A 23221-nucleotide genomic window follows, 5' to 3' on the forward strand; every position below is an offset into this window, starting at 1 on the left:
CTGTCTTCGACCGCCAACGGACGGAGACCATAATGACTGAATCCAGAATTTTTGAACGGCTGAAGGCCGACCACGACCGCCACCGCGATCTGCTCGACAAGATCGACGCGACGCACGGTGACAGCAACGAGCGCCGCAAATTGTTCGAGGCATTTCGCGTCGAGGTGACGGCGCACGCTGCGTCGGAAGAAATGTCGCTCTACGCCACGATGCTCGCCGATCCCGATCTTCGCGACGAAGCACAGCACAGCGTCGCCGAGCATAAGGAGATCGAGGATTTCCTGACCGAATTATATGAGATGGATTTTGCGTCGAGCGGATGGCTGACGCGCTTCCGAACGATGAAGGATCGCTACCTCCACCATATTGACGAAGAGGAGGAAGAAATGTTCCCCGCCGCGGAGAAGGACTTGTCCGACGCGCGGAAGAAGGAACTCATCGAAATATTCGAGAAGGAGAAGCCGAAGGAAAAGGCCAAGGCGGCCGCCGAAGAGCCGTCGAGCGAACACGCGCGGGATTAAGGCTTGTTCCAATCCTCCCTGTGGCGAAGCCATGGGGAGGTGGCAGCGCGAAGCGCTGACGGAGGGGCAGTTGCGCGACGTCGCGGCCCCTCCACCACCGCCTGCGGCGGCGGTCCCCCTCCCATCGCTTCGCGACAGGGAGGATCGCCTGACCTCGACTTTCCGCGCTTTCCCCGCCATAGGCGCGCGCCATGACGACAAGATTCGCCTTTTCCATCGCCGCTACCGACGGGGCTGCGCGTACCGGTACGATCACGATGCAGCGCGGCGAAATCCGCACCCCGGCTTTCATGCCGGTCGGCACAGCAGCGACGGTGAAGGCCATGCGCCCCGCCGAAGTGCGCGCGGCGGGCGCCGACATCATTCTGGGCAACACCTATCATCTGATGTTGCGCCCAGGAGCGGAGCGCATGGCGCGGCTGGGCGGGCTGCACAAATTCATGGGCTGGGACCGCCCGATCCTGACCGACAGCGGCGGTTATCAGGTGATGAGTCTGTCGGCGCTGACAAAGCAGAGCGAAGAGGGCGTGGCCTTCCAGAGCCACCTCGATGGCTCGCGCCATATGCTGACCCCCGAACGCTCGATGGAAATCCAGCGGCTGCTGGGCAGCGACATTGTGATGGCGTTCGACGAATGCCCGCCGAACGGCGTCGATGCGAAGCGCGCCGAGGCGAGCATGGAGCGTTCGATGCGCTGGGCGGCGCGGAGCCGCGCGGGTTTCGATACCCGCGAAGACCATGCGGCGCAATCGGCCTTGTTTGGCATCCAGCAAGGATCGCTCGACGAAAAATTGCGTGCGCGCTCGGCCGCGGCGCTGATCGACATCGGTTTCGACGGCTATGCGATCGGCGGCCTCGCGGTGGGCGAGGGGCAGGAGGCGATGTTCGGCGTGCTCGACTTCGCGCCCGCGCAGTTGCCTGCGGACAAGCCGCGCTACCTGATGGGCGTCGGCAAGCCCGACGATCTGGTCGGCGCGGTGGCGCGCGGGGTCGACATGTTCGATTGCGTGCTGCCGACGCGGTCGGGGCGCAATGGGCAGGCCTTCACGCGCGATGGGCCGCTCAACATCCGCAACGCGAAATTTGCGGAGGATGAGGCGCCGCTCGATGCGGCGTGCCATTGTCCGGTCTGCTCGACCTGGTCGCGCGCCTATCTGCACCATCTGGTTCGCGCGGGCGAAATGCTCGGTGCGATGCTGATGACGCAGCATAATATACATTATTACCAGGATTTGATGCAGGCGATGCGCGAGGCGATCGCGGGGGGGCAGTTCGCCGCATTTCAAGTCGATTTCGCGGCGCGTTATCGCCGCGCCTGATCAGTCGAGTTTGCCGAGCAGGTCGAGCATCGACTGCGGGATTGCCTCATCGACAGTTGATTCATACGCACGGCGCAACGCGCCGTTGACGTCTTGCCCCTTGGCGGAAAGCTTTTTGTCCCCGTCCTTCGCCGACGTCTCGCCACGAGGCGAACCGGTTTCAGGCGACATTATAAGTGCATCCGCTCGACATGGGACCTTTTGCTAACGGCGCGCACACCAAAGAGCAATGGCGTGTTTCACCTTTCCCATGAAACCATTTTCGGGCTAAATCGTTCCCTTACGTTGAAATATGCCGGACGCGGGCGGGGGTAGCGCCGCTGTCTGTCCTTTTTTTGGACGATCCGACCGGCATTTGGGCGGCTTTCAGGAGGAAATTTATGTCATTGGGTCAGTCGATTGCGCCGCATCTTCCCTATCTGCGGCGTTATGGCCGGTCCATTTCGGGAAGCCAGCAGAGCGGCGATGCGCTGGTGGCGCGGATGCTGGAAACGCTCGTCGCGAATCCCGATGCGGTCGATACGGGCAACGACCTGCGTATCCAGCTCTATCGGATGGTGCACGACAATTTCGGGTTGCTGGCCGAGCAGGCAGCACCCGGCGCCGATGTGGAGCGGAGCGACATGGCGATCGCAGACGCGCGGCTGCGCCGTATTCCGTCGCTCGCGCGGCAGGCGCTGCTGCTTACCGCGGTCGAAGGTTTCAGCATCGAGGACACGGGCCGGATCATCGGCCGTGACGCCGAAGCGGTGCGGGCGCTGATCCACGATGCGACCGACGAGATCGAACGCCAGACGCGCGCGCGTATCCTGATCATCGAGGATGAACCGATCATCGCGATGGACATCGAAATGATCGTCCGCGACTTGGGTCACGACGTCGTCGCGGTCGCGACCACCCACGCGGAGGCCGTCGCCGAAGCGCAGAAGCACCAGCCGGGACTGGTCCTCGCCGACATCCAGCTCGCCGACAACAGCTCGGGGATCGAGGCGGTGCAGGACATCCTGTCGGACGTGAAGCTGCCGGTCATCTTCATCACCGCCTTTCCCGAACGGCTGCTCACCGGCGACCGTCCCGAGCCGGCCTTCCTGTTGACCAAGCCCTATCAGCCCGCGACGTTGCGCGCGGCGATCTCGCAGGTCCTGTTCTTCGACGAAAGCACGGTTCCGGCCTGAGGTCGGCCGAGCCGAACAAACTCGTCATTGCAAGCGAAGCAATCCAGAGTAGCGTAAACCGCTCTGGATTGCTTCGCTTCGCTTGCAATGACGGGGTGGGGGTTGCTACCTCATTGGCGGCGGGCGATAGCGGCTTTCGATGACCATCCTCGACGCTTCCGCGCGCCAGTCCGCGCTCGACCGGCTGACTGCCAATGCGCCTTTTCTCGCGCGGCTGGCCGATCTCAACCCCGATGATGTGACGCGCTTCCTGGCCGACGGCACCGATGCCGCGCTCGCCGCGGTATCGCCGCCCGCGACCGACGACGACATCGTGCGCACGCTTCGCCAGTGGCGCGGACGGACTGCGCTGCTCCTTGCGCTCGGCGATCTGTCGGGCGAGCATGACGTCAGGACGACGACGCGCCTCCTGTCCGATTTCGCCGACCGCGCCTGCGACATCGCGCTCACCGCGGCCTTTGCCGAGCGCGTCCCTGACGAGCAACCGCGCGGGCTGTCGGTGATCGCGCTCGGCAAGCTCGGCAGCCACGAACTCAACTATTCGTCGGACATCGACCCGATCCTGATCTTCGACCCCGAAACGCTGCCACGGCGATTGCGCGACGATCCGGGCGAGGCGGCGGTGCGGATCGCGCGGCGGATGGTCGAGATATTGTCGGCGCGCACCGCCGACGGCCATGTGCTGCGCGTCGACCTGCGCCTCCGCCCGCACCCCGAAGTGACGCCGATCGTGCTGCCAGAAAACGCCGCCATCTCTTACTATGAATCCGAAGCTCTCGCGTGGGAGCAGGCGGCCTTCATCCGCAGCCGCGCGTCGGCGGGCGACCGCGCGCTCGGTGCGCGCTTCCTGTCGGCGATTCAGCCCTTCATCTGGCGGCGCAGCCTCGATTTTCGCCAGCTCAAGGAAATCGGCGCGATGAGCGACCGGATCCGCGACCATTTCGCGCAAGGGCAGGCCTTCGGCCCCGGCTATGATCTGAAGCGCGGCCGCGGCGGCATTCGCGAGATCGAATTTTTCGCGCAGGTTCACCAGCTCATCTATGGCGGGCGCGACCCGTCGCTGCGCGCCCCCGCAACCGTCGATGCGCTTGCGGCGCTCGCCGCGGCAGGCCGGATCGAGGGCGATCTCGCGGCGCGGCTGTCGGGCCATTATGCGACGCTCCGCCGGATCGAGCATCGGCTGCAGATGATCGAGGACCAGCAGACCCATGGCCTGCCGACGCAGGCCGCGGCGCTCGATGGCGTGGCGCGTCTCGATGGCCTCGCCGATGGTGCGGCGCTGCTCGCCGCTCTCGAACCCGTCGCCGCCGATGTTGCCGCCTGTTACGACCGGCTGGTCGTCGAACGCGCGGCGACGACCGGCCTGCCGCGCGACGACGAAATGCTGGCGGGCCGCCTGGCCGCGGCCGGGTTCGATCCGCCCGAGGCCGCACTGCGCACGATCGCCGAGTGGCGCGGCGGCAAGCTGCGCGCGCTGCGCAGTCCGGCGGCGCTCGAGGCGCTGGAGACGGTGCTGCCCGAACTCGTCCGTGCGATCGGCGCCGCGCCCGATCCGCAGGCAACGCTGCTCCGCTTCGACAAGCTCGTCGCGGGGCTGCCTAGTGCAGTGGGTTTTTTCCACCTGCTCGCGGCGCAACCCGAACTGGCGAAGGTCGCGACGCGCATCCTCTCGCTCGCGCCGACGCTCGCCGACGCGCTGGGCGCGCGCGTCGAGCTGATCGAGGGGTTGATCGACAAGCGCGCGTTCGAGGCACCGGCGACCAAGGCCGATCTGCTTGCCGAATGGGCGCCGGGGCTGGCGGGGCTCGACTATGAACGCTTGCTCGACCGCGTGCGCGACCGCGTAGGCGAGCGGCGCTTTGCCTATGGTGTCCAGCTGATCGCCGGGGCGAACGACCCGCTCGCTATCGCCTGCGGTTATTCGGAGCTGGCCGAGGCAGCGCTGCAGGTGCTCGCCGATGCGACCGTCGCCGAATTTGTCGAAGCGCACGGGCGGGTGCCGGGTAGCGAACTGGTCGTGCTCGCGCTCGGGCGGCTCGGCGGGCGCGCGCTCACCCACGCGTCCGACCTCGACCTCATCTACCTTTTCACCGGCGATCATCTTGCCGAATCGAATGGACCGCGTCCCCTGGGTGCGACGACCTATTACAATCGCCTCGCGCAGCGCGTGACCGCGGCGATGTCGGTACCGACCGCGGCGGGCAAGCTGTACGACGTCGACACGCGGCTGCGCCCGCAAGGGGCGCAGGGGCCGCTCGTCGTCACGCTCGACAGCTTCGCGCGCTACCAGCGCGAGGAGGCATGGACGTGGGAGCATATGGCGCTGCTGCGCGCGCGGCCGGTCTATGGGTCGGACGCCGCGCGCGCCGAGTTGCAACGCATCATCGACGATCTGCTCGCCGCGCCGCGCGATCGCGACGCCGTGGCAAGCGATGCGGCGGCGATGCGCGACAAGATCGCCGCGCACAAGCCGCCGCAGGGCCCGCTCGACATCAAGGGCGGGCCCGGCGGGCTCGTCGACCTGGAGTTTGCGATGCAGGTGATCCAGCTCGCAACCGGGCGCTGCCACGATCCCAACATCGGATCGGCGCTCGCCTGCATGAAGGTCGACGGGCTGGCGCCGGCCGCGATCTGCGACGCATATGGCCTGCTCGCGCGGATGCTGGTGATGCTGCGCCTCACGGCGCCCGAGGGTGAACCTGCGACGGCCGCCGCGCGTCAGCTGGTCGCCAGCCAGTGCGGCGAACCCGGCTGGTCGCAGCTGCTTGCCGCGCACGATGCGGCGCGGCAGGAGATTGCGAGCTGGTGGGCCTCGATTCGGCCTGCCGCCCCCGCGGAACAGGAGAAACAGACATGAGCACGCTCGCGATCGGCGACCCCATCCCCGAGGTGAAACTTCTCGATGCTGACGGCGCGGCAATCGACCTTGCCGCCATGAAAGGTGCGCCGCTGGTCGTCTATTTCTATCCCAAGGCCGACACGCCGGGCTGCACCACCGAGGCGCAGGATTTCACGCGGCTCGCGCCTGATTTTGCGCACCTGAATGCGCAGGTGCTCGCCGTGTCGCGCGACGCCCCGGCGAAGCTCTGCAAGTTCCGCGACAAATATGGGCTGACCGTCCGCCTCGCCTCGGATGAAGACGGCACGGTGTGCGAAGCCTTTGGTACCTGGGTCGAGAAGCAGAATTACGGACGCACCTATATGGGCATCGAACGCTCGACCTTCCTCTTCGGCCGCGACGGGAAACTGGCGAAAGAATGGCGCAAGGTGCGCGTGAAGGGTCATGCCGACGCAGTGCTGGAGGCGGCGAAGGCGCTTTGATGACCACGCTCGGCGAAGCCGCGCGCGCGGTGCTGACGACCGCGGACCCGCACGCAAAGCGCCGCGCCGCGCGCGGTTTGGCGCGCGCGTGGCGGCGCGGCGAGCTTGCGCACCGCTGCGACACGCCTATGCCCGACCGGCCCGCATGGCCCGACCGGCCCGAATTGCTCGCGCCCGCGCAGATGCCGCGCCGCCGCAAGGGCGGGTCGGAGCGCGGCCGGATCGCGATGCTCCACGCGCTCGCACATATCGAATTCGTCGCGATCGATCTGGCGGTCGATCTGGTCGGGCGATTCGGGGGCGAATTTCCGCGGGGGTTCGTCGACGACTGGATCGGCGTCGCCGCCGACGAGGCGATGCACTTTGCGCTGCTCGACCGGCGGCTGCGCCAGCTTGGCAGCTTTTACGGCGACCTGCCTGCGCACGCCGGATTGTGGGAAGCGGCCGAGGTGACGCGCGACGATGCGCTCGCGCGGCTCGCGATCGTGCCGATGGTGCTGGAGGCGCGCGGGCTCGACGTCACTCCGGCGACGGTCGACCGCTTCCGCGCCGTCGGCGATGAGGCGTCGGCCAGGATTTTATCGCGCATTTACAACGACGAAATCCGCCATGTGCGCGCGGGCACAGACTGGTTCCGGCAAAAGTGCGATGAAATGGGATTCAACGTCGTCGAAACGTGGCAGGCGCTCGTAAAATCGCGCTTTCGCGGCAGCTTGAAACCACCGTTCAACGACTCGGCGCGCACTCGCGCCGGTTTAACGCAAGAATTCTACGCTGTTATTGCTTCGTAAGGATTGGAGCAGCACACAGGCTTCCGCGGGGGATGAGCAATCATCCAAACCAAGAAAACCGGCACCAAGGCCCAGTTTCGGGTTTTGGCGACATGGCAAACGCGGGGTCGTTGTTTTGAAGAACATTCTACTGGCGCAAAAGTTGCACCAAGTCGCAATTTTCTGCGCGGCAGCCTGTTTCGGATTGGCCACGCCGGCCGTCCACGCCGCCGAAACCAGCGCCGATGCTGGCATCATCGTTCCCGACGAACCCGATGACGACAGCTTCACGGCTGGCACCCCGGCGGTTGGTGAAGACAGCGAAGCACGCGCGATTTTTCAGGCGTGGAAGCGCCTCGACACCGGACTGACCGCGTCGATCGGCGTTGCGGTGCCCTCGCGCCGCCCCATTGAACAGATGTCGCTTTCGTCATCCTATGGGATGCGCGTCCATCCGATCACCGGCAAGGTCGCGCGCCACAATGGCATCGACATTCCGGCCGCGCACGGCACCCCCATTTTCGCCACCGCCGACGGCATCGTCGGCCGCGCCCAGCGCCTTGGCGGCTATGGCAATTATGTCGAAATCGAACATGGCAACGCGATCCAGACGCGCTACGGCCATATGTCCTCTTACGTTGTCCGTTCGGGGCAACAGGTGAAGAAGGGCGAGATCATCGGTTACGTCGGCTCTACCGGCCGCTCGACGGGCAACCACCTCCATTATGAAGTCCGCATCGAAGGCGCACCGGTCAATCCGATGCCGTTCGTCCGCTCGGACCAGATGGCGATCGCTGCGATCACCGGCAAGAATGTCGCGATGGGCGGTCCCGAATAAAGATCAGTAAGGCTTAAAGAGGTCGGAGAGGAGAGGGCGCTCGACGGTTGAAGCCGGGGCGCCCTTTTCTTTTGCGCACGACGCCCTATCTTGCCGCCATGGCCACACAGATTTCCGACATCACGCTGTCGCCCGCCGCTGCGGCGCGCGTCCGCTGGATCGCCGACCGCAAGGGTGATGCAGAGGCAGCGCTCCGCCTCGCGGTCGATGGCGGCGGCTGTTCGGGCTTCACCTATCGCTTCGGCCTCGCCGAAAGCATCGATGCCGATGACATCGTCACCGAAACCGACGGGGTAAAACTGGTCGTCGATCCGGTCAGCATCGACCTGGTCCGCGGCTGCACCGTCGATTTCGTCGATTCGCTCGGCGGATCGTCTTTCAAGGTCGAAAATCCCAACGCGGCGTCAGGCTGCGGCTGCGGGTCCAGTTTCGCGATCTGAGCCCGCCTGTCTTCCGTTCGTGCAGAGTCCCTCGACTGCCTTGCAGGCGCTCGGGAGAGCCTTGTCGAAGCACCGTCCTTCTTTTAGGCAGAAGAAAGAACGGCCCTTCGACAAGCTCAGGGCGAACGGAAAGTGACGGCATTTCGTGTCCCTGAAAATCGCGACCTTCAATATCAATGGGATCAAGGCCCGGCTGCCGCGCCTGGTCGAATGGCTCGAAGAAACGCAGCCCGACGTCGCCTGCCTGCAGGAACTGAAATCGAGCGACGAGACGATGCCGACCAGGGAGATTGAGGCGGCGGGTTACGGCTTCCTCTATCACGGCCAGAAAGGCTTCAACGGCGTAGCTATCCTCGCCAAGGGCACGCAGCCGGTTGAGGTGCAGCGCGGGCTGGCGGGCGAGGATGAGGACGAGCAGTCGCGTTATCTGGAGGCCGACGTTCACGGCATCCGCGTCGCGTCGATCTACCTGCCCAACGGCAATCCGCAGCCGGGGCCCAAGTTTGATTACAAGCTGCGCTGGATGGCGCGGCTGCGCGAACGCGCGAAGGCCTTGCTCGCTGCCGAAATCCCGACAGTCCTTGCCGGCGACTATAACGTCATCCCGCACGACGACGACGTCTGGGACCCACGTGCGATGGCGACCGACGCGCTGATGCAGCCCGAATCGCGCGACGCCTATTTTCGCCTGCTCGGCGACGGCTGGACCGACGCGCTGCGCAGCCGTCACCCGGCTGGGCATGTCTGGACCTATTGGGATTATCAGGCAGGGGCCTGGCAACGCGACCACGGCTTCCGCATCGACCATCTGCTGCTCAGCCCCGCACTCGCCGACCGGCTGATCGATGCCGGCGTCGACAAGGATCATCGCGGCCGCGAAAAGGCGAGCGATCACGCGCCGACCTGGGCGGCACTGTTGTGAACCGTCAGGTTAGCGGCTTGTCGTAAATCTGATACACGCGGTTCACGCGCGCATCGATTGCGGCCGCGACCGCGTTCATTCCCTGATTGTCGTCGAGGACCCAGCCGATGTCGCCCTGTTCGGCGGCGTAATCGCGCACCGCGTCGCGGCGGATAAGCTCGATCATCATGAAGGCGAGCGTGCTTGCCATGCGGCTGTTCTGCAATTTCTTGACCACGCCCATCAGCGGCACGCGCAGGCGGCGGCTCTTGGGCCTGCGTAGCCACCAGAGCAGGCGCGCCCAGTTGAAGGGCAGCAGCGATCCGTCCATGTCGATCAGCAGCTGATTGATGTCGGGCAGCACGATCATGAACGCCACCGGCTCGCCGTCGAGTTCGGCGACGCGGATGAGATCCTCGAACACAATGTCCTTCAATTTCTTGCCGACAAAGGCGATCTCGCTGTCGGTCAGCGGAACAAAACCCCAATTGTCCGACCAGGCATCATTCAAGATGCCCATGATCAGCCGCGCTTCGGCGTCGAACTTCCGTTTATCGACGCGGCGGATGCGGATGCGCTCATTCTTCTCGCCCGCGGCGACGATGCGGTTGACCAGCGGCGGAAAGCCGTCGACGATATCCACGATGAAATTCTTGAGCTGCTTGACGGGATTATATCCCGCCCCCTCGATCCATGCGCGATAGAGCGGGCTGTTGTGGCCGAGCATGATCGTCGGCGGCGTTTCGAATCCTTCGATCAGCAGGCCAGGTTCATCCCAGATTGAAATTGAGAGGGGGCCGAGCGCGCGCGTCATGCCTTGTCCGCGCAGCCAGTCCTCCGCCGCGGCGATCAGCGCCGCCGCGCTCGCTTCGTCCTCGGCTTCAATCAGCCCCCAGTTGCCCGTGCCCGGCCCCATGCCCTGATCGGCGGGCTGCGCGAGCGCCAGCTCGTCGATATGCGCCGAAATGCGCCCCACCGTACGGCCGCTTCGCAGAGCAAGGAAATATTGCGCCTTGCCATGTTCGAACCACGGATTCTTGCCGGGGGTCAGCAGGCCGTAAACCTCGCCCTTCAGCGGCGGCACCCACGCCGGATCGCCGCGGTTGAGCCGATACGCCAGCTCGACGAACTCGCGCAGGTCGTTCTTGTTCCTGACCGGATGGATCGTGACCGGGCCTTCGTCGTGCGCGCTCATATTGGTTCCTGAAAAGCCAATCCTATATTTGAAGCGACGCATTAGGGCATAGAATTGGCGCTGGCGACCCGCTTTCGGCCATTTTGCTGCCACGAAGCTATGGTTTTGGAGCCGCTATGACGACGATCAATCCCTCCGCCGATCGGGTCGCGACTCCTTTTGCGCCCTTGGCCCCGAAGATTGCCAAATCCGCAATTGCGGACGACATGGCGATGCTCCGCGCGGCGTCGGAACTGACGCGCGATCTGGTGCAGCCGAGCGCGCGGATTTACTGGACCGACTTTCTCGCGTCGACTCTTATCGGCTATGCGGGCGTCGCTGCGGCGATTTTCGCGCCTTCGATCGCCTGGACGCTGGTGGCCGCAGTCATTGCGATCGTCGCGCTTTACCGCGCGGGAAGCTTCATCCATGAACTCACCCATATCCGCAAGAACGCGCTGCCGGGCTTTCGTTTCGCGTGGAACCTGCTCGTCGGCGTGCCGCTGCTGATCCCCTCCTTCATGTATGAAGGCATCCACAGCCTGCACCACAACCGCACCAAATATGGCACGGTCGAGGACCCCGAATATCTGCCGCTCGCATTGATGAAGCCGTGGACGGTGCCGCTGTTCGTCGTCGCGGCGGCCTTCGCGCCGATCGCGCTCGTCTTTCGCTATGCGGTGCTCACCCCGCTGTCGTTTCTGATCCCGCCGCTGCGCCGGATCGTCGTCGAACGCTATTCGGGGATGATCATCAACCCGCTGTTTCGCCGCAAGGCGCCCGACGGCGACTTCCGCCGCATGTGGGCGTGGCAGGAGGGCGGCGCCTGGGCCTGGTCGACCCTGCTGATCGCCGCGGGCGTCTTCGGCTGGGTGCCGCTGCGCGCGCTCGCCATCTTCGGTGCGATTGCGGCTGCGACCTTGGTGCTCAACCAGATCCGCACGCTCGTGGCGCATCTGTGGGAAAATGACGGCGCGGTGCTGACCGTCACCGGCCAGTTCCTCGACAGCGTCAACGTGCCGCCGCCGGGCCTGCTGCCCGAGCTGTGGGCGCCGGTCGGGCTGCGCTATCATGCGCTTCACCATCTGCTGCCGGGCGTGCCCTATCATGCGCTCGCCGAAGCGCATCGCCGCCTGAAGGACGCGCTGCCCGCCGATTCGCAATATCATGGCGCGAATTACGACAGCCTGCCGAAGCTGGTGGCGAATCTGGTGGCGGGTTCGGCGCGTGGGGTTGCTGCCTGAACCCAGAAAGGAAGCTCTATTGCGCCTTCGTTTCGGCGACTAACAGGGGCTGACGTCGGAGTGATCGGTCGAACAGCTTCGACGTTTTCCTGTTACCTCTGCACATCCCGATGCGCGAACGATGGCATCCAAATCCTCAAAGCCGTCCTTGGGAATGGGGCCATATTCAATGACACCACGTCCCCCTCCCCATTCAGGAAAGCGCGCCACCCCAATTCCCGCCTCCGCCATTTCTTGTGTCAAGTCACCCAGACACGACGAACTCCCGCTGACTGCAATTCGCCAATACGTTGCTTTCGGCGTCGCAGGATCACCACATGAAGAAAATAGAAGGCCGGATGCCAACATCACGGCTTGAGGGAAGTTTACGGTCCGTTTGGCCGATCCGGACACGCCCTATTCCTCGGTCCTGATCAAAATCATCTCGCCGATCAGCGCGAACAGGATGAATGGCCCCCACGCCGCCAGAAACGGCGAATAGGCGCCCAGATCACCCATCGCGAGCGCGAAATTGTCGGCGACGAAATAGGCGAAGCCCAGCGCCATGCCAATGATCGCGCGCACGAACAGCTTGCCCGATCGTGCCAGCCCGAATGCCGCCACGGCGCCCAACAGCGGCATCAATATCGCCGACAGCGGCCCCGAAATCTTGTGCCACAATACGCCCTTCAGCGCATCGACCGGGCGTCCCGCCGCCTCGAGATCGTCGATCGCCGCCTTCAGCTTCAGGAAGGGCAGCTCGTCGCCGTCGACCTGCGCCAGCGTGAACTGGTCGGGGCGCACCTCCCTTGCAGCGACGATCGTGCCCAAAGGTTCGACCGTGCCGGACCGCCTTAGGAAACGCCGCGCGTTCGTCATTTCCCACCCGCCGCCGGGCAGCGCGCGCGCTGTCGGCCGACAGCATCGACGACAGGACGCCGCCGGAGCGTTCATAGATGGTGACGCCACGCAGCACGACCGCGGGCCCCGCGGTTTCGACCGTTTCGGCGTTGATCAGGTCGTTGCCATCGCGCACCCAGATGTTGCTGCGTACCCCGCTGTCGGCGGGCACACGCTTATATTCGACCTTTTGCCAGGCGCTGAGCGCTGCGGTCGAGCGCGTGACGATGCGTTCGTTGAAGGCAAAGCTGATCCCCGCGACAAGCAGCGCGGCAAGGAACAGCGGCGCCAGCACCTGATGCGCCGACATGCCCGCCGCTTTCATCGCGACGACCTCGCTGTTCTGGTTGAGCGTGACCATCGTCAGGATCGTGCCGAGCAGCACCGAAAAGGGCAGGAAGGTCTCGATAATCTGCGGCATCCGCATCCCGACATAGCGCCACACGTCGCTGTCGCTGTTGCCCGCGACGGCCAGGATCTTGCCGCTTTCGCCGAGCAGGTCGAGGGTCTGGAGGATGAGGACGAGCGCGAAGAGGATCGCAAAGGTACGAAAGAGGAACAGCCGCCCGACATACAGCGCCATCGTGCGCGAGGGGAAGAAATGAAGCTGGTGCATCAGCCCGGCCTTTGCTGGCGCTGAAACAGGCGGACGAGGCCGCGGACCCGCGCCGCACCCTTCGCCGCGACGCGCTCGAGCGCACCGATCGGCTGGCCGCCCGGAACATGCGCGATCGTATAATACATCCAGATCGCGAGCGCCGCGAACAACAGGAAGGGCACCCAGAGCGCGATCAGCGGATCGACTGCGCCGCGCGCGCCCAGATCCTCGGCATATTGGTTGATCTTGTGCTGGGTGACGAGCAGCACGATCGACAGGAAGACGCCGAGCGACGACGTCGATCGCTTCGGCGGCACCGCGAGCGCGACAGCGATCAGCGGGATCAGGAACATCGACATCACCTCGACGATGCGGAAGTGGAAATTGGCCCGCGATTCGAGCCGCGTCTGTTCGGGCTGATTGCTGTCCTTGCCCGCGACGAACAGTTCGGGGATCGTCATTTCGCGGTCGGCGCCGCCGCGCAGGCGGAACGCCTCGATCTTGGGCAGCGGGATCGGCAGGTCGTGATTGTCGAAGGTCAGCACGCGCGGGACCGAAAATTTGGGCGATTCGTGGATCAGCACGCCCTGCGACAGGCGAAGGATGATCGTGTTGGGATCGTCGGTCGCCAGGAATTGCCCGCGCGACGCGGTCGCCGACACGCGCTGGCCGTCGCGCTGTTCGCCGCGCACGAAAATGCCGCGCAGACTGCGGCCCTCGTCATAGCTTTCCTCGATGCGCAGCGTCATCCGGTCGCCCAACTTGGTGAATTCGCCGACCTTGATCGACGCGCCGAGCGCGCCCGAGCGCAGCTCGAACTGCAACCCTTCATAGGCATAGCGGGCATAGGGCTGGATAAAGCCGACGATCGCAAGGTTCAGTGCCGCCAGGCCGACGGCATAGGCGAACGGGACGCGCATCAGCCGCCCGAAACTCATGCCGACGCCTTTCAGCACGTCGAGCTCGCTAGACGTCGCAAGCCGCCGGAAAGCAAGGAGAATCCCCAGCATCAACCCGATCGGAATGCCGAGCGAGAGATATTCGGGGATCAGGTTCGCGAGCATCCGCCACACGACGCTGACCGGCCCGCCCTCGGTCGCGACGAAGTCGAACAGGCGCAGCATTTTTTCGAGCACGAGCAGCATCGCCGACAGCACGAGCGTGCCGACCATGGGGAAAAAGATGAGCCGCGCGATGTAGCGGTCGATGGCAGGAAGCTTATTCAATCTTTCGTCGCCCCATCACCATGTTTTGGCCGCAAATGTTTCCGATATGCCGATTCAAGGGCGACAGGGACCCATATCGGCGCGCGCGGTGCGTGCGCGGATGTGGCTATAGCCTCTGGAGGTTTTGAGGTCATGTCGAAATTTGTATCGGGGCTGCTGGCCGTCGCATTGATGACCGCAGGATCCACGGCGCACGCGATGGGCCGGGTCATCTCGAACGATCTGTCCAACTGCCGCAGCGGTCCGTCGACGCTTGTTAAGATCGACGGGATCAAGGCGTCGAGCGGCAAGATTCGTGTGCAAAGCTATCGCGGAACGTCGGCCGACTGGCTGGAAAAGGGCCGCTGGCTCTCCCGCATCGAAGTGCCGGCGCGCGCCGGATCGATGACGATCTGCGTGCCGTTGCCCGAAGCGGGCGTGTACGGCATCGCCGTGCGTCATGACGTCAACGGCAACGGCAAGACCGACATCAGCAAGGATGGCGGCGGGATGTCGAACAATCCCAGCATCAACGTCTTCAACCTCGGCAAGCCGAGCTACAAAAAGACCGCCTTTTCGGTCGGCGATGCGCCGCGGACGATCTCCATCTCGATGAAATATATGTAACGCCGATGGCCAGCGTCGCCCTCCTCTCGAATCCTCGCTCGACGGGCAATCGCTCGCAATTGCCACGGGTTCGCGAGTTTTGCGCGGCGCACCCCGACATCTTCCACTATGAGGTGGAGGATGTCGCGCAGATCGGCGAAGCGATCCGCACGATCGCCATGGTCAGCCCGCGCGTCGTTGCGATCAACGGCGGCGACGGCACGGTGCAGGCGGCGCTGACCGAGCTTTATTCGGGCGGTCATTTCGGCGGCGCGCCGCCGCCGGTCGCGGTGCTGCCCAACGGCAAGACCAATCTGATCGCGCTCGACCTTGGCGCAGAGGGCGACCCGATCAAGGCGCTCCAGCGCGTCCTCGATCTCGTCCAGGCGGGCGAGCTTGGCGATCATGTCATCGAACGCCAGCTCATCGCGCTCGACAGCGGCGGCGATACACGGCCGGTGCTCGGCATGTTCCTCGGCGGCGCCTATCTCGCGGACGTTATGCTTTATTGCCGCAACCGCATCTATCCGCTCGGCCTGCCGAACGGCATTTCGCATTTCCTCGCGGCGATCCTCGGGCTGTTCGCAATCGTCTTCGGCATCGGCGGCGGGCGCTTGCCGCCCAAGCCCGAACCGATGACGGTGTCGCTCGTCCGCCAGGGCGAGTTCAAGGGCAAATTTTCGCTACTCATCGTCACGACGCTCGAAAAACTGCTGCTCAGCATCCGCACGAGCGACAGCCATGGCAGCAACGGCCATATGAAACTGCTCGCGACCGACAGCAATGTCGGCGCGCTGTTCCGGATGCTTGGTGCGACCTGGCGCGGCACGCTGGGGCAAAAGCAACTCGCAGGCGTGCATTTCCAGCAAGGCGATGAAATTCGCATCGAGGGCGAGCGGTCGAACGTCATCCTCGACGGCGAAATCTTTCAGGCCAAGAACGGCATGCCGATCATTCTCACCTCGACGCAGCCGGTTCCCTTCCTGCGCCTCGCTGCCTGAGCGCGCGATGGCCAGCCTGACCGATCTCGTCCGCGAAGAGCTGGCGGTCCCCGTGGATCCGCGCGTCGCGGCGATGGGGGCGGCGATCGCGGCCGAATATCCGGGCAGCGCGCGCGCGGTGCTGTTCTACGGCAGTTGCCTGCGCGAAAGCGTGCTCGACGGGCTGATGCTCGATTTCTACCTGATCGTCTCCGATTATGGCGACGCCTATCCCAAACGCTGGATGGCGGCGGCTAACCGGCTGATCCCGCCCAACGTCTTTCCGTTTCAGCACGGCGGGCTGATCGCCAAATATGCGGTGCTGAGCGAAGCCGATTTCCACCGCCTCAACGGCACGGAAACGCGCAACGTGTCGGTGTGGGCGCGCTTTGCGCAGCCCGCGCGCCTTGTCTGGGCAGTCGACGATACCGCGCGCGAGCGCGCCGTGGCTGCGGTCGCGCGCGCGGCGCCGGCCCTGCTCGCCGCCGCGGGGCGGCGGGAGGGCGAAGCGCCGCTCGACTGGTGGCGCCGCGCCTTTCGGCTCACCTATTCGGTCGAGCTGCGCGCCGAGCGCAGCGGGCGCGCGCAGTCGGTCGTCGATGCCGATCCCGCGCGCTACGATCGTTTCAGCGCCCCGGCGATCGCCGCGGTGCCGGCGCCGGCGCACAGCGGCGGTTGGGCGCGCCGCCGCATCGAAGGCAAGCTGCTCAGCGTCGTGCGCCTTGCCAAAGCCAGCCTGACCTACGCCGGCGGGATTGATTATCTGGCGTGGAAGATCAACCGCCACGCGGGCACCGCGATCGAGATCAAGCCGTGGCAGCGCCGCTGGCCGCTGCTCGCCGCGCTGACGCTGGTGCCGCGGCTGATCAAGGGCGGCGCGATCCGCTAGCGCGGACCGGGATGACGAAGTCGATTGGCGATCATGCTCTTACCGTAAGGAGGCTCCACGTCGTCATTGCGAGGAGCGCAGCGACGAAGCAACCTCAAGCCATCGTCCGGGGTACCACGCAAGCTGGAGATTGCTTCGCTACGCTCGCAATGACGCCTATGGATGCGAGGGGATACGCGCCAAGGCAATTCAGCTCGCCAGCCGCTGTCCCTCCGCCCGGGCCTCGCCGCAGCGCCGGATCGCCTGATCGAGCGCGGAGAGGGTGAAGGGCTTGCGCAGCACGTCATGGTCGCCGAATGAGGCAATCTCGCCGGCATCGCCAGCATATCCGGTGACAAACAGCACCGACAATGCGGGCCAGCGCTGCTTCAGCTTCGCTATCATTTCGGGTCCGGTCAGGCCTGGCATCAGAACATCGGACAGGATCAAATCGAACCCGTTCTCGCCGGCGGCAAGCTGTCGCTCGACAAGCGCTTCGGCCTCCAGCGGGTCGCTGCAGGCGATCGCGCGGTGACCCAGTTCGCTCACGGCGTCGACCGTTGCCGCGAGGACGCGCGCATCATCCTCGACCACCAGGATGCTGAGTGCATCGGCAGGGGCCGTGGACGCGACGACCTCGCCGGGCGCCTCAGCGGCGGCGACTTCCGGCCGCGCCTTGGCAATCGGCATCAGCATCGCCACCCGCGTGCCTTCGCCTTCGGTCGATGTCAGCTGCACTTCGCCCCCCGACTGGCGGCAAAAGGCAAAGACCTGGCTCATGCCCAGCCCGGTTCCCTGGCCCGCGGGCTTGGTCGTGTAAAAGGGGTCGAAAACGCGCTCGAGCACCTCGGGCGACATGCCGCACCCCGTGTCGATCACCTCGACCGCCAACCCGCCCGGCTTCTTCTTGCCATCGCTGCGGCTGCGAATCGTCAGCGACCCGTGGCCGTCCATCGCGTCGCGCGCGTTGACGGCAAGGTTGAGCAGCGCATTTTCGAACTGTTGCCGGTCTATCCAGCACGCGAGCCCCGCGGCGTCGAGGTCGAGCTTCAGCGCGATCCGGTCGCCGATCGTGCGCTCGATCAGCGGCGCAAAGCTGGTAACGCTCTCGTCGATCACGGTCATTTCGGGCCGCGCGGGTTCGGATCGGGCAAAGGTAAGCAGCCGCCGCGTCAGGTCGGCGGCGCGATTCGCGCCGTCGAGCGCGTTCGCCAGGTGGCGCTGCGCCTTGTCGGGTTCGCCCGGCAGCCAGCGCTCGGCAAGTTCCAGCCCGCCGACGACGACCGCAAGCATATTGTTGAAGTCATGCGCAATGCCGCCCGTCAGCTGGCCCACGGCCTCCATCTTCTGCGCCTGACGAAGCTGCGCCTCGGCCGCCTCGCGCTCGATCATTTCGCTGCGCAGCGCGTTGTTGGCCTGCTCCAGCTCCGCGGTCCGCGCCTCGACCGCGGCTTCCAGCTGCATCGCGCGGTCGCTTTCGGCCGCCTGTTCGCGCCGCGCCACCCGCCGCTCGCCTTCGGCACGGATCAGCGAGAAGGTCGCCCCGACTGCCAGGATCGCCGCGGCCGCACCAAGCAGCGAAAAGAGCAGGATCGCCTGATTGAGGCTCGCGCGATCGGCGGCGGCGATGCGGTTGCGTTCGCGCAGCAGTGCGCGCTCGTTGGTGATGATCTGCGTCAGCAGCTTGTCGATCTTGGTCAAGCCGTCGCCCTGGCCCGAGGCATAATATTTGGAAATGGCGGCAACGGTCTGATTGTAGTTGGCGCTGAGCGCTGCGTCGCCGAGCTGCCTGCCGCGGCTGTCCATTTCCTGCGTCAGTTGCTCGACCAGCCCGGCCTGCGCGGGGTTGTCGCGCACATTGCGCTCGAGTTGGGCCAGAAATTGCCGTGCGCGGCCCCATTGCTGTTCATAGATGCGCCCGTCTTCCTTTTGCAGGCCGACGGCGAAACGCCCGAGCGCGGCCTCGGCGCGCGCCAGCGCGGCGTCGACCGAGCGCGTCTGCGCGATGACCTCCAGGCTTTGCGCCTGCCATCCCAGCGAGCGGTCATAATCATCGTTCGCGCGCGCCAGCAGCAGCACGAGTGCGGTCACCACCCCCGCCAGGATGGTTGCCACGCCGATCGTCAGCCAAAAGCGTACCCGCTCGCGCCGCCCCTCGGTTTCGCTGTCATGATCCCGCTCGAACACCGGCGTGTCTTACCGGACAAGCGCCCGGCCGAAAAGTGGCCAGGCCGCCGTCACTTCTCCGCGCGCTCGTTTCGCCGCAAAAAAGAATCCGCTGGTCGGCCTCGGCGCTCGCTTCAACCGATAATCCCGGTGCGTTTACCCGCGCGTTCGAAACGCGACAGGATTTCGCCAACCTGGTCCGCCGAATGTTCGGCGCACAGCGAACAGCGAAGCAGGGTCATGCCCGCGGGGGTTGCGGGCGGGCGCGCGAGGTTGACGTACAGCCCTTCTTCCAGCAGCGCCTCCCACATCATCGCGCCGCGTTCGAGGTCGGGCATGATGACCGCGATAATCGCCGACTGGGGCTCTTCGGTGCCCAGCGTGAAGCCCAGATCTCTCAGCCCCTTGTGCAGCCTTTTCGAATTTTCCCACAGATGCGCGCGCTTGTTCGACCCGTGCATCAGCTTGCGGATGCTCGTCGCGGCGGTCGCGACGACGCTCGGCGGCAGCGACGCGGTGAACACATAGGGGCGGCAAACGAGGCGCAGGATTTCGAACTTCGGGTGGTTCGACACACAGAAACCGCCGACGGTGCCCACGCTCTTGCTGAACGTGCCGATGATGAAATCGACGTCGTCGATGACGCCCTGCGCCTCGGCGACGCCGCGGCCGTGCTCGCCGATGAAGCCCATCGAATGCGCTTCGTCGACAAGGACCATCGCGCCATTTTCCTTGGACACGCGGACCATCTCTTTCAGCGGCGCAACGTCGCCGAGCATCGAATAGACGCCCTCGAGCACGACGAGCTTGCCCGCCTCGGGCGGCAGGCGCTTCAGGCGCTTTTCAAGCGCCTCGACATCATTGTGGCGGAATGCGACGATTTCGGCGTCGCCCATCTTGCACCCGTCATAGATCGACGCATGGCTGTCGATGTCGAGGATGACATAGTCGCCCTTGCCCGCGATCGTCGAAATGATGCCAAGGTTCGCCTGGTATCCGGTCGAAAACACCATGGCATGATCCATGGCGTAAAATTCCTTGAGCGCGTCCTCGCACGCCTTGTGCCCCTGATAGGTGCCGTTGAGCACGCGGCTGCCCGTCGTGCCGCTGCCGAACTTGTCGAGCGCATCCTTGCCCGCGGCAATGACATCGTCGTCGAACGTCATGCCCATATAATTATAGGTGCCGAGCAGGATCGTCTCGCGCCCGTTGCAGATCGCGACGGTGGGCGACAGCACCTTTTCCATCACGAGGCTGAACGGATCGGTGACGCCGGTGGACAGCAGCGCCTCGCGCTGCTGGATCAACGGGTCGAATTTGGAGAAAAGGTCGGTCATATGATGCCCAAAATCCGTTCGCATCGAGCGAAGTCGAGATGCCCCTCGACCTCGCACTGTCCCGATGGGTGTCTCGACTGCGCTCGACACGAACGGGAAAAAGAAGTTTAGCCCTGCAGTTTCTCAACCGCGGCGATCAGCTGTCCGACATTCTCGATCTCGGCCTGCTGGTTCATGCTGATGATGATGTCGAACGTGTCTTCGACCTCGGCGACGAAATCCATCACCGTCAGGCTGTCCCATTCAAGGTCGCCGGCAAAGGTCGTGGTGTCGGTCAGTTCGACGCCCTTCTTGTTAAAGGGCTCGATCAGGCTGTAAATCTGGTCGCGAAGCGCGGTGCTCATAGGGTGCGTCCCATCGTGGAATAAGAGTGCGCGCGGGAATGCCGCGCTCCCGCCCGATTGGCAAGCGAATGCGGCGGGAACAGGGCAGCATCTTGCCGCTGGCGGCACTTCATGGCATCGCTGTGACGGGTCGCCGACGCATTGCGAACGCGGGGGAATAGCCATGGCCAGCCAAAACGCATCGACACCGCCGCCGCCGCCCGCATTTTCGTTCCCGCCAAACGCCGTGCATCTCGTGCGCACCAACCAGCAATTGACGATGCAGCTGTCGCAAATGGCCGATCAAAAGGCGTCGATCCTGATGGGCGCGACCTTTGTCGTGTTCACCCTTGCGGTCGGGCAGGCGCGCGCGGGGGCGGGGGCGCTTGCGATGCCGCTGACGATCCTCGCGACCTTTGCCTTTCTGTCCGCGCTGCTTGCCGTGTCGGCGGTGCTGCCGCGCGTCGGCAAGGCGCCGCCGATCGTTTACAAGGACGGCAAGGACCACAGCAATATCCTGTTCTTCGGCCGCTTTGCCCAGATGGAGGAGGATGAGTTCATCGCCGCGGTGAAGGCGCGGCTGCGCACCGAGGAAGATCTCTATGAAACGATGCTGCGCGATACCTATCAGAATGGCATCGTGCTGGCGCGGCGCAAATATCGCTATCTTGCTTATGCCTACCGCCTGTTCGTCGTCGGGCTGACGTTGACTTTCGTGGCGTTCGGGGTGGAGATGGTGGGGATGTGGCGGGGGTGAGATAACTTCGTCATTGCGAGGAGCGCAGCGACGAAGCAATCTCCAGCCATCGTCCCGGGGGCTCGCAAGCTGGAGATTGCTTCGCTGCGCTCGCAATGACGCCTACCGATGCGAGCGCGATAAGCGCGATGACGGTTGAGTGGGGCGCCGTTGCCTTTCGGCCACCCCCTGCCGACAATTGGCGCGCGCGCCAACGGCGCTATTGAACCGTAACAATCGCGCGCTTATCCGGGCCGGCCATGCTGCACCAGCCGACCCCTTCCACTGCGCATCCGTCGCAGGGTTTTCGCGCCGAATTTCGCGCGACGCTGGCGCTTGCACTGCCGCTCGCGGCGGCGAATCTGCTTCAGATGCTGGTTCATGCAATTGATGTTATTTTCGTCGCGCGCCTCGGCGACGCGGCGCTTGCGGCCTCCTCGCTCGGCGTAGCGATCTTCGGTCTTCTTTTGTGGACCGGATCGGGGCTGGTCGGCGCGTCGGCGCCGCTGATCGCTGCCGAGCTTGGTCGGCGCAAACATGCGGTGCGCGAGGTGCGGCGCACGGTGCGCATGGCGCTGTGGCTAAGCGCGCTGGTGTCGATCCTCTTCATGGGCATTTGCGCCGCTGGCGGGCCAATCATGATCGCGACTGGGCAGCCGCCAGCCACCGCAGAGCGCGCCGCAGGGTTCCTGCTGATCCTGATGTGGGCATTGTTCCCGATGATCGCGGCGGCGGTGCTGCGGATATTCGTGTCCGCACTCGGTCGCGCGGCCATTGCAACCGCGATCACCTTTGGCGCGCTGTTCGTCAACGCGCTCGGCAATTGGGCGTTCGTCTTCGGCCATCTGGGGATGCCCGCGCTTGGCCTCCACGGCTCGGCGATTTCCAGCGTAATGACCGCGGTGCTGATGTTGATTGCCTATGTCGTCGTCATCCAGACCGACCGGCGGCTCCGGCGCTATCGCCTGTTCGGCAACTGGTGGCGCAGCGAATGGTCGCGCTTTGGCGACATGGTGCGGATCGGCACGCCGATCAGCCTGACCATTTTGGCCGAAGCGGGCCTGTTCACCGGCGCTGCCTTTCTGATGGGGCGCATTGGCGAAGCGCAGCTGGCGGGGCACACGATCGCACTTCAGGTTGCGGCGCTTGCCTTTCAGATTCCGTTCGGCGTTGCGCAGGCGGGAACGATCCGCGTCGGGCTGGCCTATGGCGCGCACGACCATCGCGGCATTGCCCACGCCGGACAGGCGGCCTTGTTGCTCGGGATTGGTTTCATGGCCTTTACCGCGCTGCTGATGTGGCTTTTTCCGCGTCTCGTGCTGTCGCTCTACGTCGATGTCGACGATGCGCGTAACGCCGCGCTGATGGGTTTTGCGCTGCAGTTCCTGGTCGTGGCGGCGGCCTTTCAACTGTTCGACGGCGCGCAGGCGGTGGCGGCGGGCGTGTTGCGCGGGCTCCAGGATACAAGGGTGCCGATGATCATCGCGGTCTGCGGATATTGGGCTGCGGGCTATGGTACCGCCATCTACCTTGGTTTCTGGACGCCGCTTGCGGGCGTTGGAGTTTGGATCGGCCTCGCGGTCGGCCTGATCGTCGTATCGGCGGTGCTGTTGTGCCGCTGGCGGATGCGCGCGCGGCTGGGATTGCTTCCCGCGGCCGATCCCTTGCCGGACCGCGGTCCGCACCCCTTCTGAAAAATAGCGGCGGGCGCGGAAAATTTTCGTGCGCCTGTCTTGACGCTGTCATACCCCCCGCCCATATGCGGCTTGTTAGCACTCGCGCCTTGTGAGTGCTAAGCGACATCCATTGCACTTTTGGAG

Annotated in this window: 21 protein-coding genes and 1 pseudogene; 15 read left to right on the top strand and 7 right to left on the bottom strand. The window is 64.8% G+C overall.

Annotated elements, in window-relative coordinates; translation table 11 throughout:
* Positions 1-32 precede the first annotated feature (32 nt).
* Together VSX77_RS09960 and tgt are read left to right on the top strand one after the other, a co-directional pair.
* Complete coding sequence (locus VSX77_RS09960; RefSeq protein WP_338424452.1) at positions 33-521, top strand: hemerythrin domain-containing protein; 489 nt, start codon at positions 33-35, stop codon at positions 519-521.
* Between the two features lie 191 nt (positions 522-712).
* The gene (gene tgt, locus VSX77_RS09965; protein ID WP_338424453.1) at positions 713-1840 is read left to right on the top strand and encodes a tRNA guanosine(34) transglycosylase Tgt; all 1128 of its coding nucleotides are present in this window, start codon (positions 713-715) and stop codon (positions 1838-1840) included.
* Here tgt and VSX77_RS09970 read toward each other — a convergent pair whose 3' ends face one another.
* The gene (locus tag VSX77_RS09970) at positions 1841-2011 is read right to left on the bottom strand and encodes a NepR family anti-sigma factor (protein ID WP_338424454.1); all 171 of its coding nucleotides are present in this window, start codon (positions 2009-2011) and stop codon (positions 1841-1843) included. It abuts the gene before it with no gap.
* Between the two features lie 209 nt (positions 2012-2220).
* On the opposite strand from VSX77_RS09970, the gene VSX77_RS09975 reads away from it, so the two are divergent.
* The 7 genes from VSX77_RS09975 (at position 2221) to xth (ending at position 9306) form a co-directional block, all read left to right on the top strand.
* On the top strand, positions 2221-3015 hold the full coding sequence (locus VSX77_RS09975) for a response regulator (RefSeq protein ID WP_338424455.1): 795 nt from the start codon (positions 2221-2223) through the stop codon (positions 3013-3015).
* Between the two features lie 139 nt (positions 3016-3154).
* A complete protein-coding gene (locus tag VSX77_RS09980; protein WP_338424456.1) occupies positions 3155-5872 on the top strand; it encodes a bifunctional [glutamine synthetase] adenylyltransferase/[glutamine synthetase]-adenylyl-L-tyrosine phosphorylase in 2718 nt (905 codons plus the stop codon).
* Entirely contained in the window at positions 5869-6336 is a 468-nt protein-coding gene (locus tag VSX77_RS09985; RefSeq protein ID WP_338424457.1) for a peroxiredoxin, read from the top strand. Before VSX77_RS09980 ends, VSX77_RS09985 begins: the two co-directional genes overlap by 4 nt.
* A complete protein-coding gene (locus tag VSX77_RS09990; RefSeq protein ID WP_338424458.1) occupies positions 6336-7127 on the top strand; it encodes a ferritin-like domain-containing protein in 792 nt (263 codons plus the stop codon). The genes VSX77_RS09985 and VSX77_RS09990 overlap by 1 nt, the downstream gene beginning before the upstream one ends.
* 142 nt (positions 7128-7269) lie before the next feature.
* On the top strand, positions 7270-7944 hold the full coding sequence (locus tag VSX77_RS09995; protein ID WP_338424459.1) for a M23 family metallopeptidase: 675 nt from the start codon (positions 7270-7272) through the stop codon (positions 7942-7944).
* A gap of 98 nt (positions 7945-8042) precedes the next feature.
* A complete protein-coding gene (erpA, locus tag VSX77_RS10000) occupies positions 8043-8384 on the top strand; it encodes an iron-sulfur cluster insertion protein ErpA (protein WP_338424460.1) in 342 nt (113 codons plus the stop codon).
* A 151-nt stretch (positions 8385-8535) separates the two neighbouring features.
* Complete coding sequence (xth, locus tag VSX77_RS10005; RefSeq protein WP_338427253.1) at positions 8536-9306, top strand: exodeoxyribonuclease III; 771 nt, start codon at positions 8536-8538, stop codon at positions 9304-9306.
* A 4-nt stretch (positions 9307-9310) separates the two neighbouring features.
* Here xth and VSX77_RS10010 read toward each other — a convergent pair whose 3' ends face one another.
* Positions 9311-10480 carry an N-acetyltransferase gene (locus VSX77_RS10010; RefSeq protein ID WP_338424461.1) on the bottom strand — a complete coding sequence of 390 codons (1170 nt, stop codon included), beginning with the start codon at positions 10478-10480 and terminating at the stop codon, positions 9311-9313.
* Between the two features lie 116 nt (positions 10481-10596).
* Here VSX77_RS10010 and VSX77_RS10015 point away from each other — a divergent pair, with 116 nt between their 5' ends.
* Positions 10597-11703 carry a fatty acid desaturase family protein gene (locus VSX77_RS10015; RefSeq protein ID WP_338424462.1) on the top strand — a complete coding sequence of 369 codons (1107 nt, stop codon included), beginning with the start codon at positions 10597-10599 and terminating at the stop codon, positions 11701-11703.
* A gap of 396 nt (positions 11704-12099) precedes the next feature.
* Here the strand turns inward: VSX77_RS10015 and lptG are convergent.
* Both lptG and lptF read right to left on the bottom strand, forming a co-directional pair.
* A pseudogene (gene lptG, locus VSX77_RS10020) lies at positions 12100-13198 on the bottom strand (LPS export ABC transporter permease LptG).
* Positions 13198-14406, bottom strand: coding sequence for an LPS export ABC transporter permease LptF (lptF, locus tag VSX77_RS10025; protein WP_422397215.1), 1209 nt, complete (start codon positions 14404-14406; stop codon positions 13198-13200). Before lptF ends, lptG begins: the two are co-directional and overlap by 1 nt.
* A gap of 132 nt (positions 14407-14538) precedes the next feature.
* On the opposite strand from lptF, the gene VSX77_RS10030 reads away from it, so the two are divergent.
* Genes VSX77_RS10030 through VSX77_RS10040 form a run of 3 tightly spaced genes read left to right on the top strand, consistent with a single transcriptional unit; the run spans position 14539 to position 16860 of the window.
* Positions 14539-15012 (top strand): DUF2141 domain-containing protein, encoded by a 474-nt coding sequence (locus VSX77_RS10030; protein ID WP_338424463.1) that lies wholly within the window; start codon positions 14539-14541, stop codon positions 15010-15012.
* Between the two features lie 5 nt (positions 15013-15017).
* On the top strand, positions 15018-15992 hold the full coding sequence (locus VSX77_RS10035) for a diacylglycerol/lipid kinase family protein (RefSeq protein WP_338424464.1): 975 nt from the start codon (positions 15018-15020) through the stop codon (positions 15990-15992).
* Between the two features lie 7 nt (positions 15993-15999).
* Positions 16000-16860 carry a hypothetical protein gene (locus VSX77_RS10040; RefSeq protein ID WP_338424465.1) on the top strand — a complete coding sequence of 287 codons (861 nt, stop codon included), beginning with the start codon at positions 16000-16002 and terminating at the stop codon, positions 16858-16860.
* Positions 16861-17049: 189 nt separating this feature from the next.
* Here VSX77_RS10040 and VSX77_RS10045 read toward each other — a convergent pair whose 3' ends face one another.
* From VSX77_RS10045 to VSX77_RS10055, 3 genes are all read right to left on the bottom strand, one after another.
* Positions 17050-19026 carry an ATP-binding protein gene (locus tag VSX77_RS10045; RefSeq protein ID WP_338424466.1) on the bottom strand — a complete coding sequence of 659 codons (1977 nt, stop codon included), beginning with the start codon at positions 19024-19026 and terminating at the stop codon, positions 17050-17052.
* Between the two features lie 113 nt (positions 19027-19139).
* A complete protein-coding gene (gene spt / locus VSX77_RS10050) occupies positions 19140-20342 on the bottom strand; it encodes a serine palmitoyltransferase (protein ID WP_338424467.1) in 1203 nt (400 codons plus the stop codon).
* A 107-nt stretch (positions 20343-20449) separates the two neighbouring features.
* A complete protein-coding gene (locus VSX77_RS10055) occupies positions 20450-20686 on the bottom strand; it encodes an acyl carrier protein (RefSeq protein WP_338424468.1) in 237 nt (78 codons plus the stop codon).
* A 163-nt stretch (positions 20687-20849) separates the two neighbouring features.
* On the opposite strand from VSX77_RS10055, the gene VSX77_RS10060 reads away from it, so the two are divergent.
* Together VSX77_RS10060 and VSX77_RS10065 are read left to right on the top strand one after the other, a co-directional pair.
* On the top strand, positions 20850-21422 hold the full coding sequence (locus tag VSX77_RS10060; protein WP_338424469.1) for a Pycsar system effector family protein: 573 nt from the start codon (positions 20850-20852) through the stop codon (positions 21420-21422).
* Positions 21423-21661: 239 nt separating this feature from the next.
* Positions 21662-23095 (top strand): MATE family efflux transporter, encoded by a 1434-nt coding sequence (locus tag VSX77_RS10065; protein ID WP_338424470.1) that lies wholly within the window; start codon positions 21662-21664, stop codon positions 23093-23095.
* Positions 23096-23221: the final 126 nt, after the last annotated feature.

Origin of the sequence: Sphingopyxis sp. TUF1 (genome assembly GCF_036687315.1) — a bacterium.
Lineage (GTDB): Bacteria > Pseudomonadota > Alphaproteobacteria > Sphingomonadales > Sphingomonadaceae > Sphingopyxis > Sphingopyxis kveilinensis.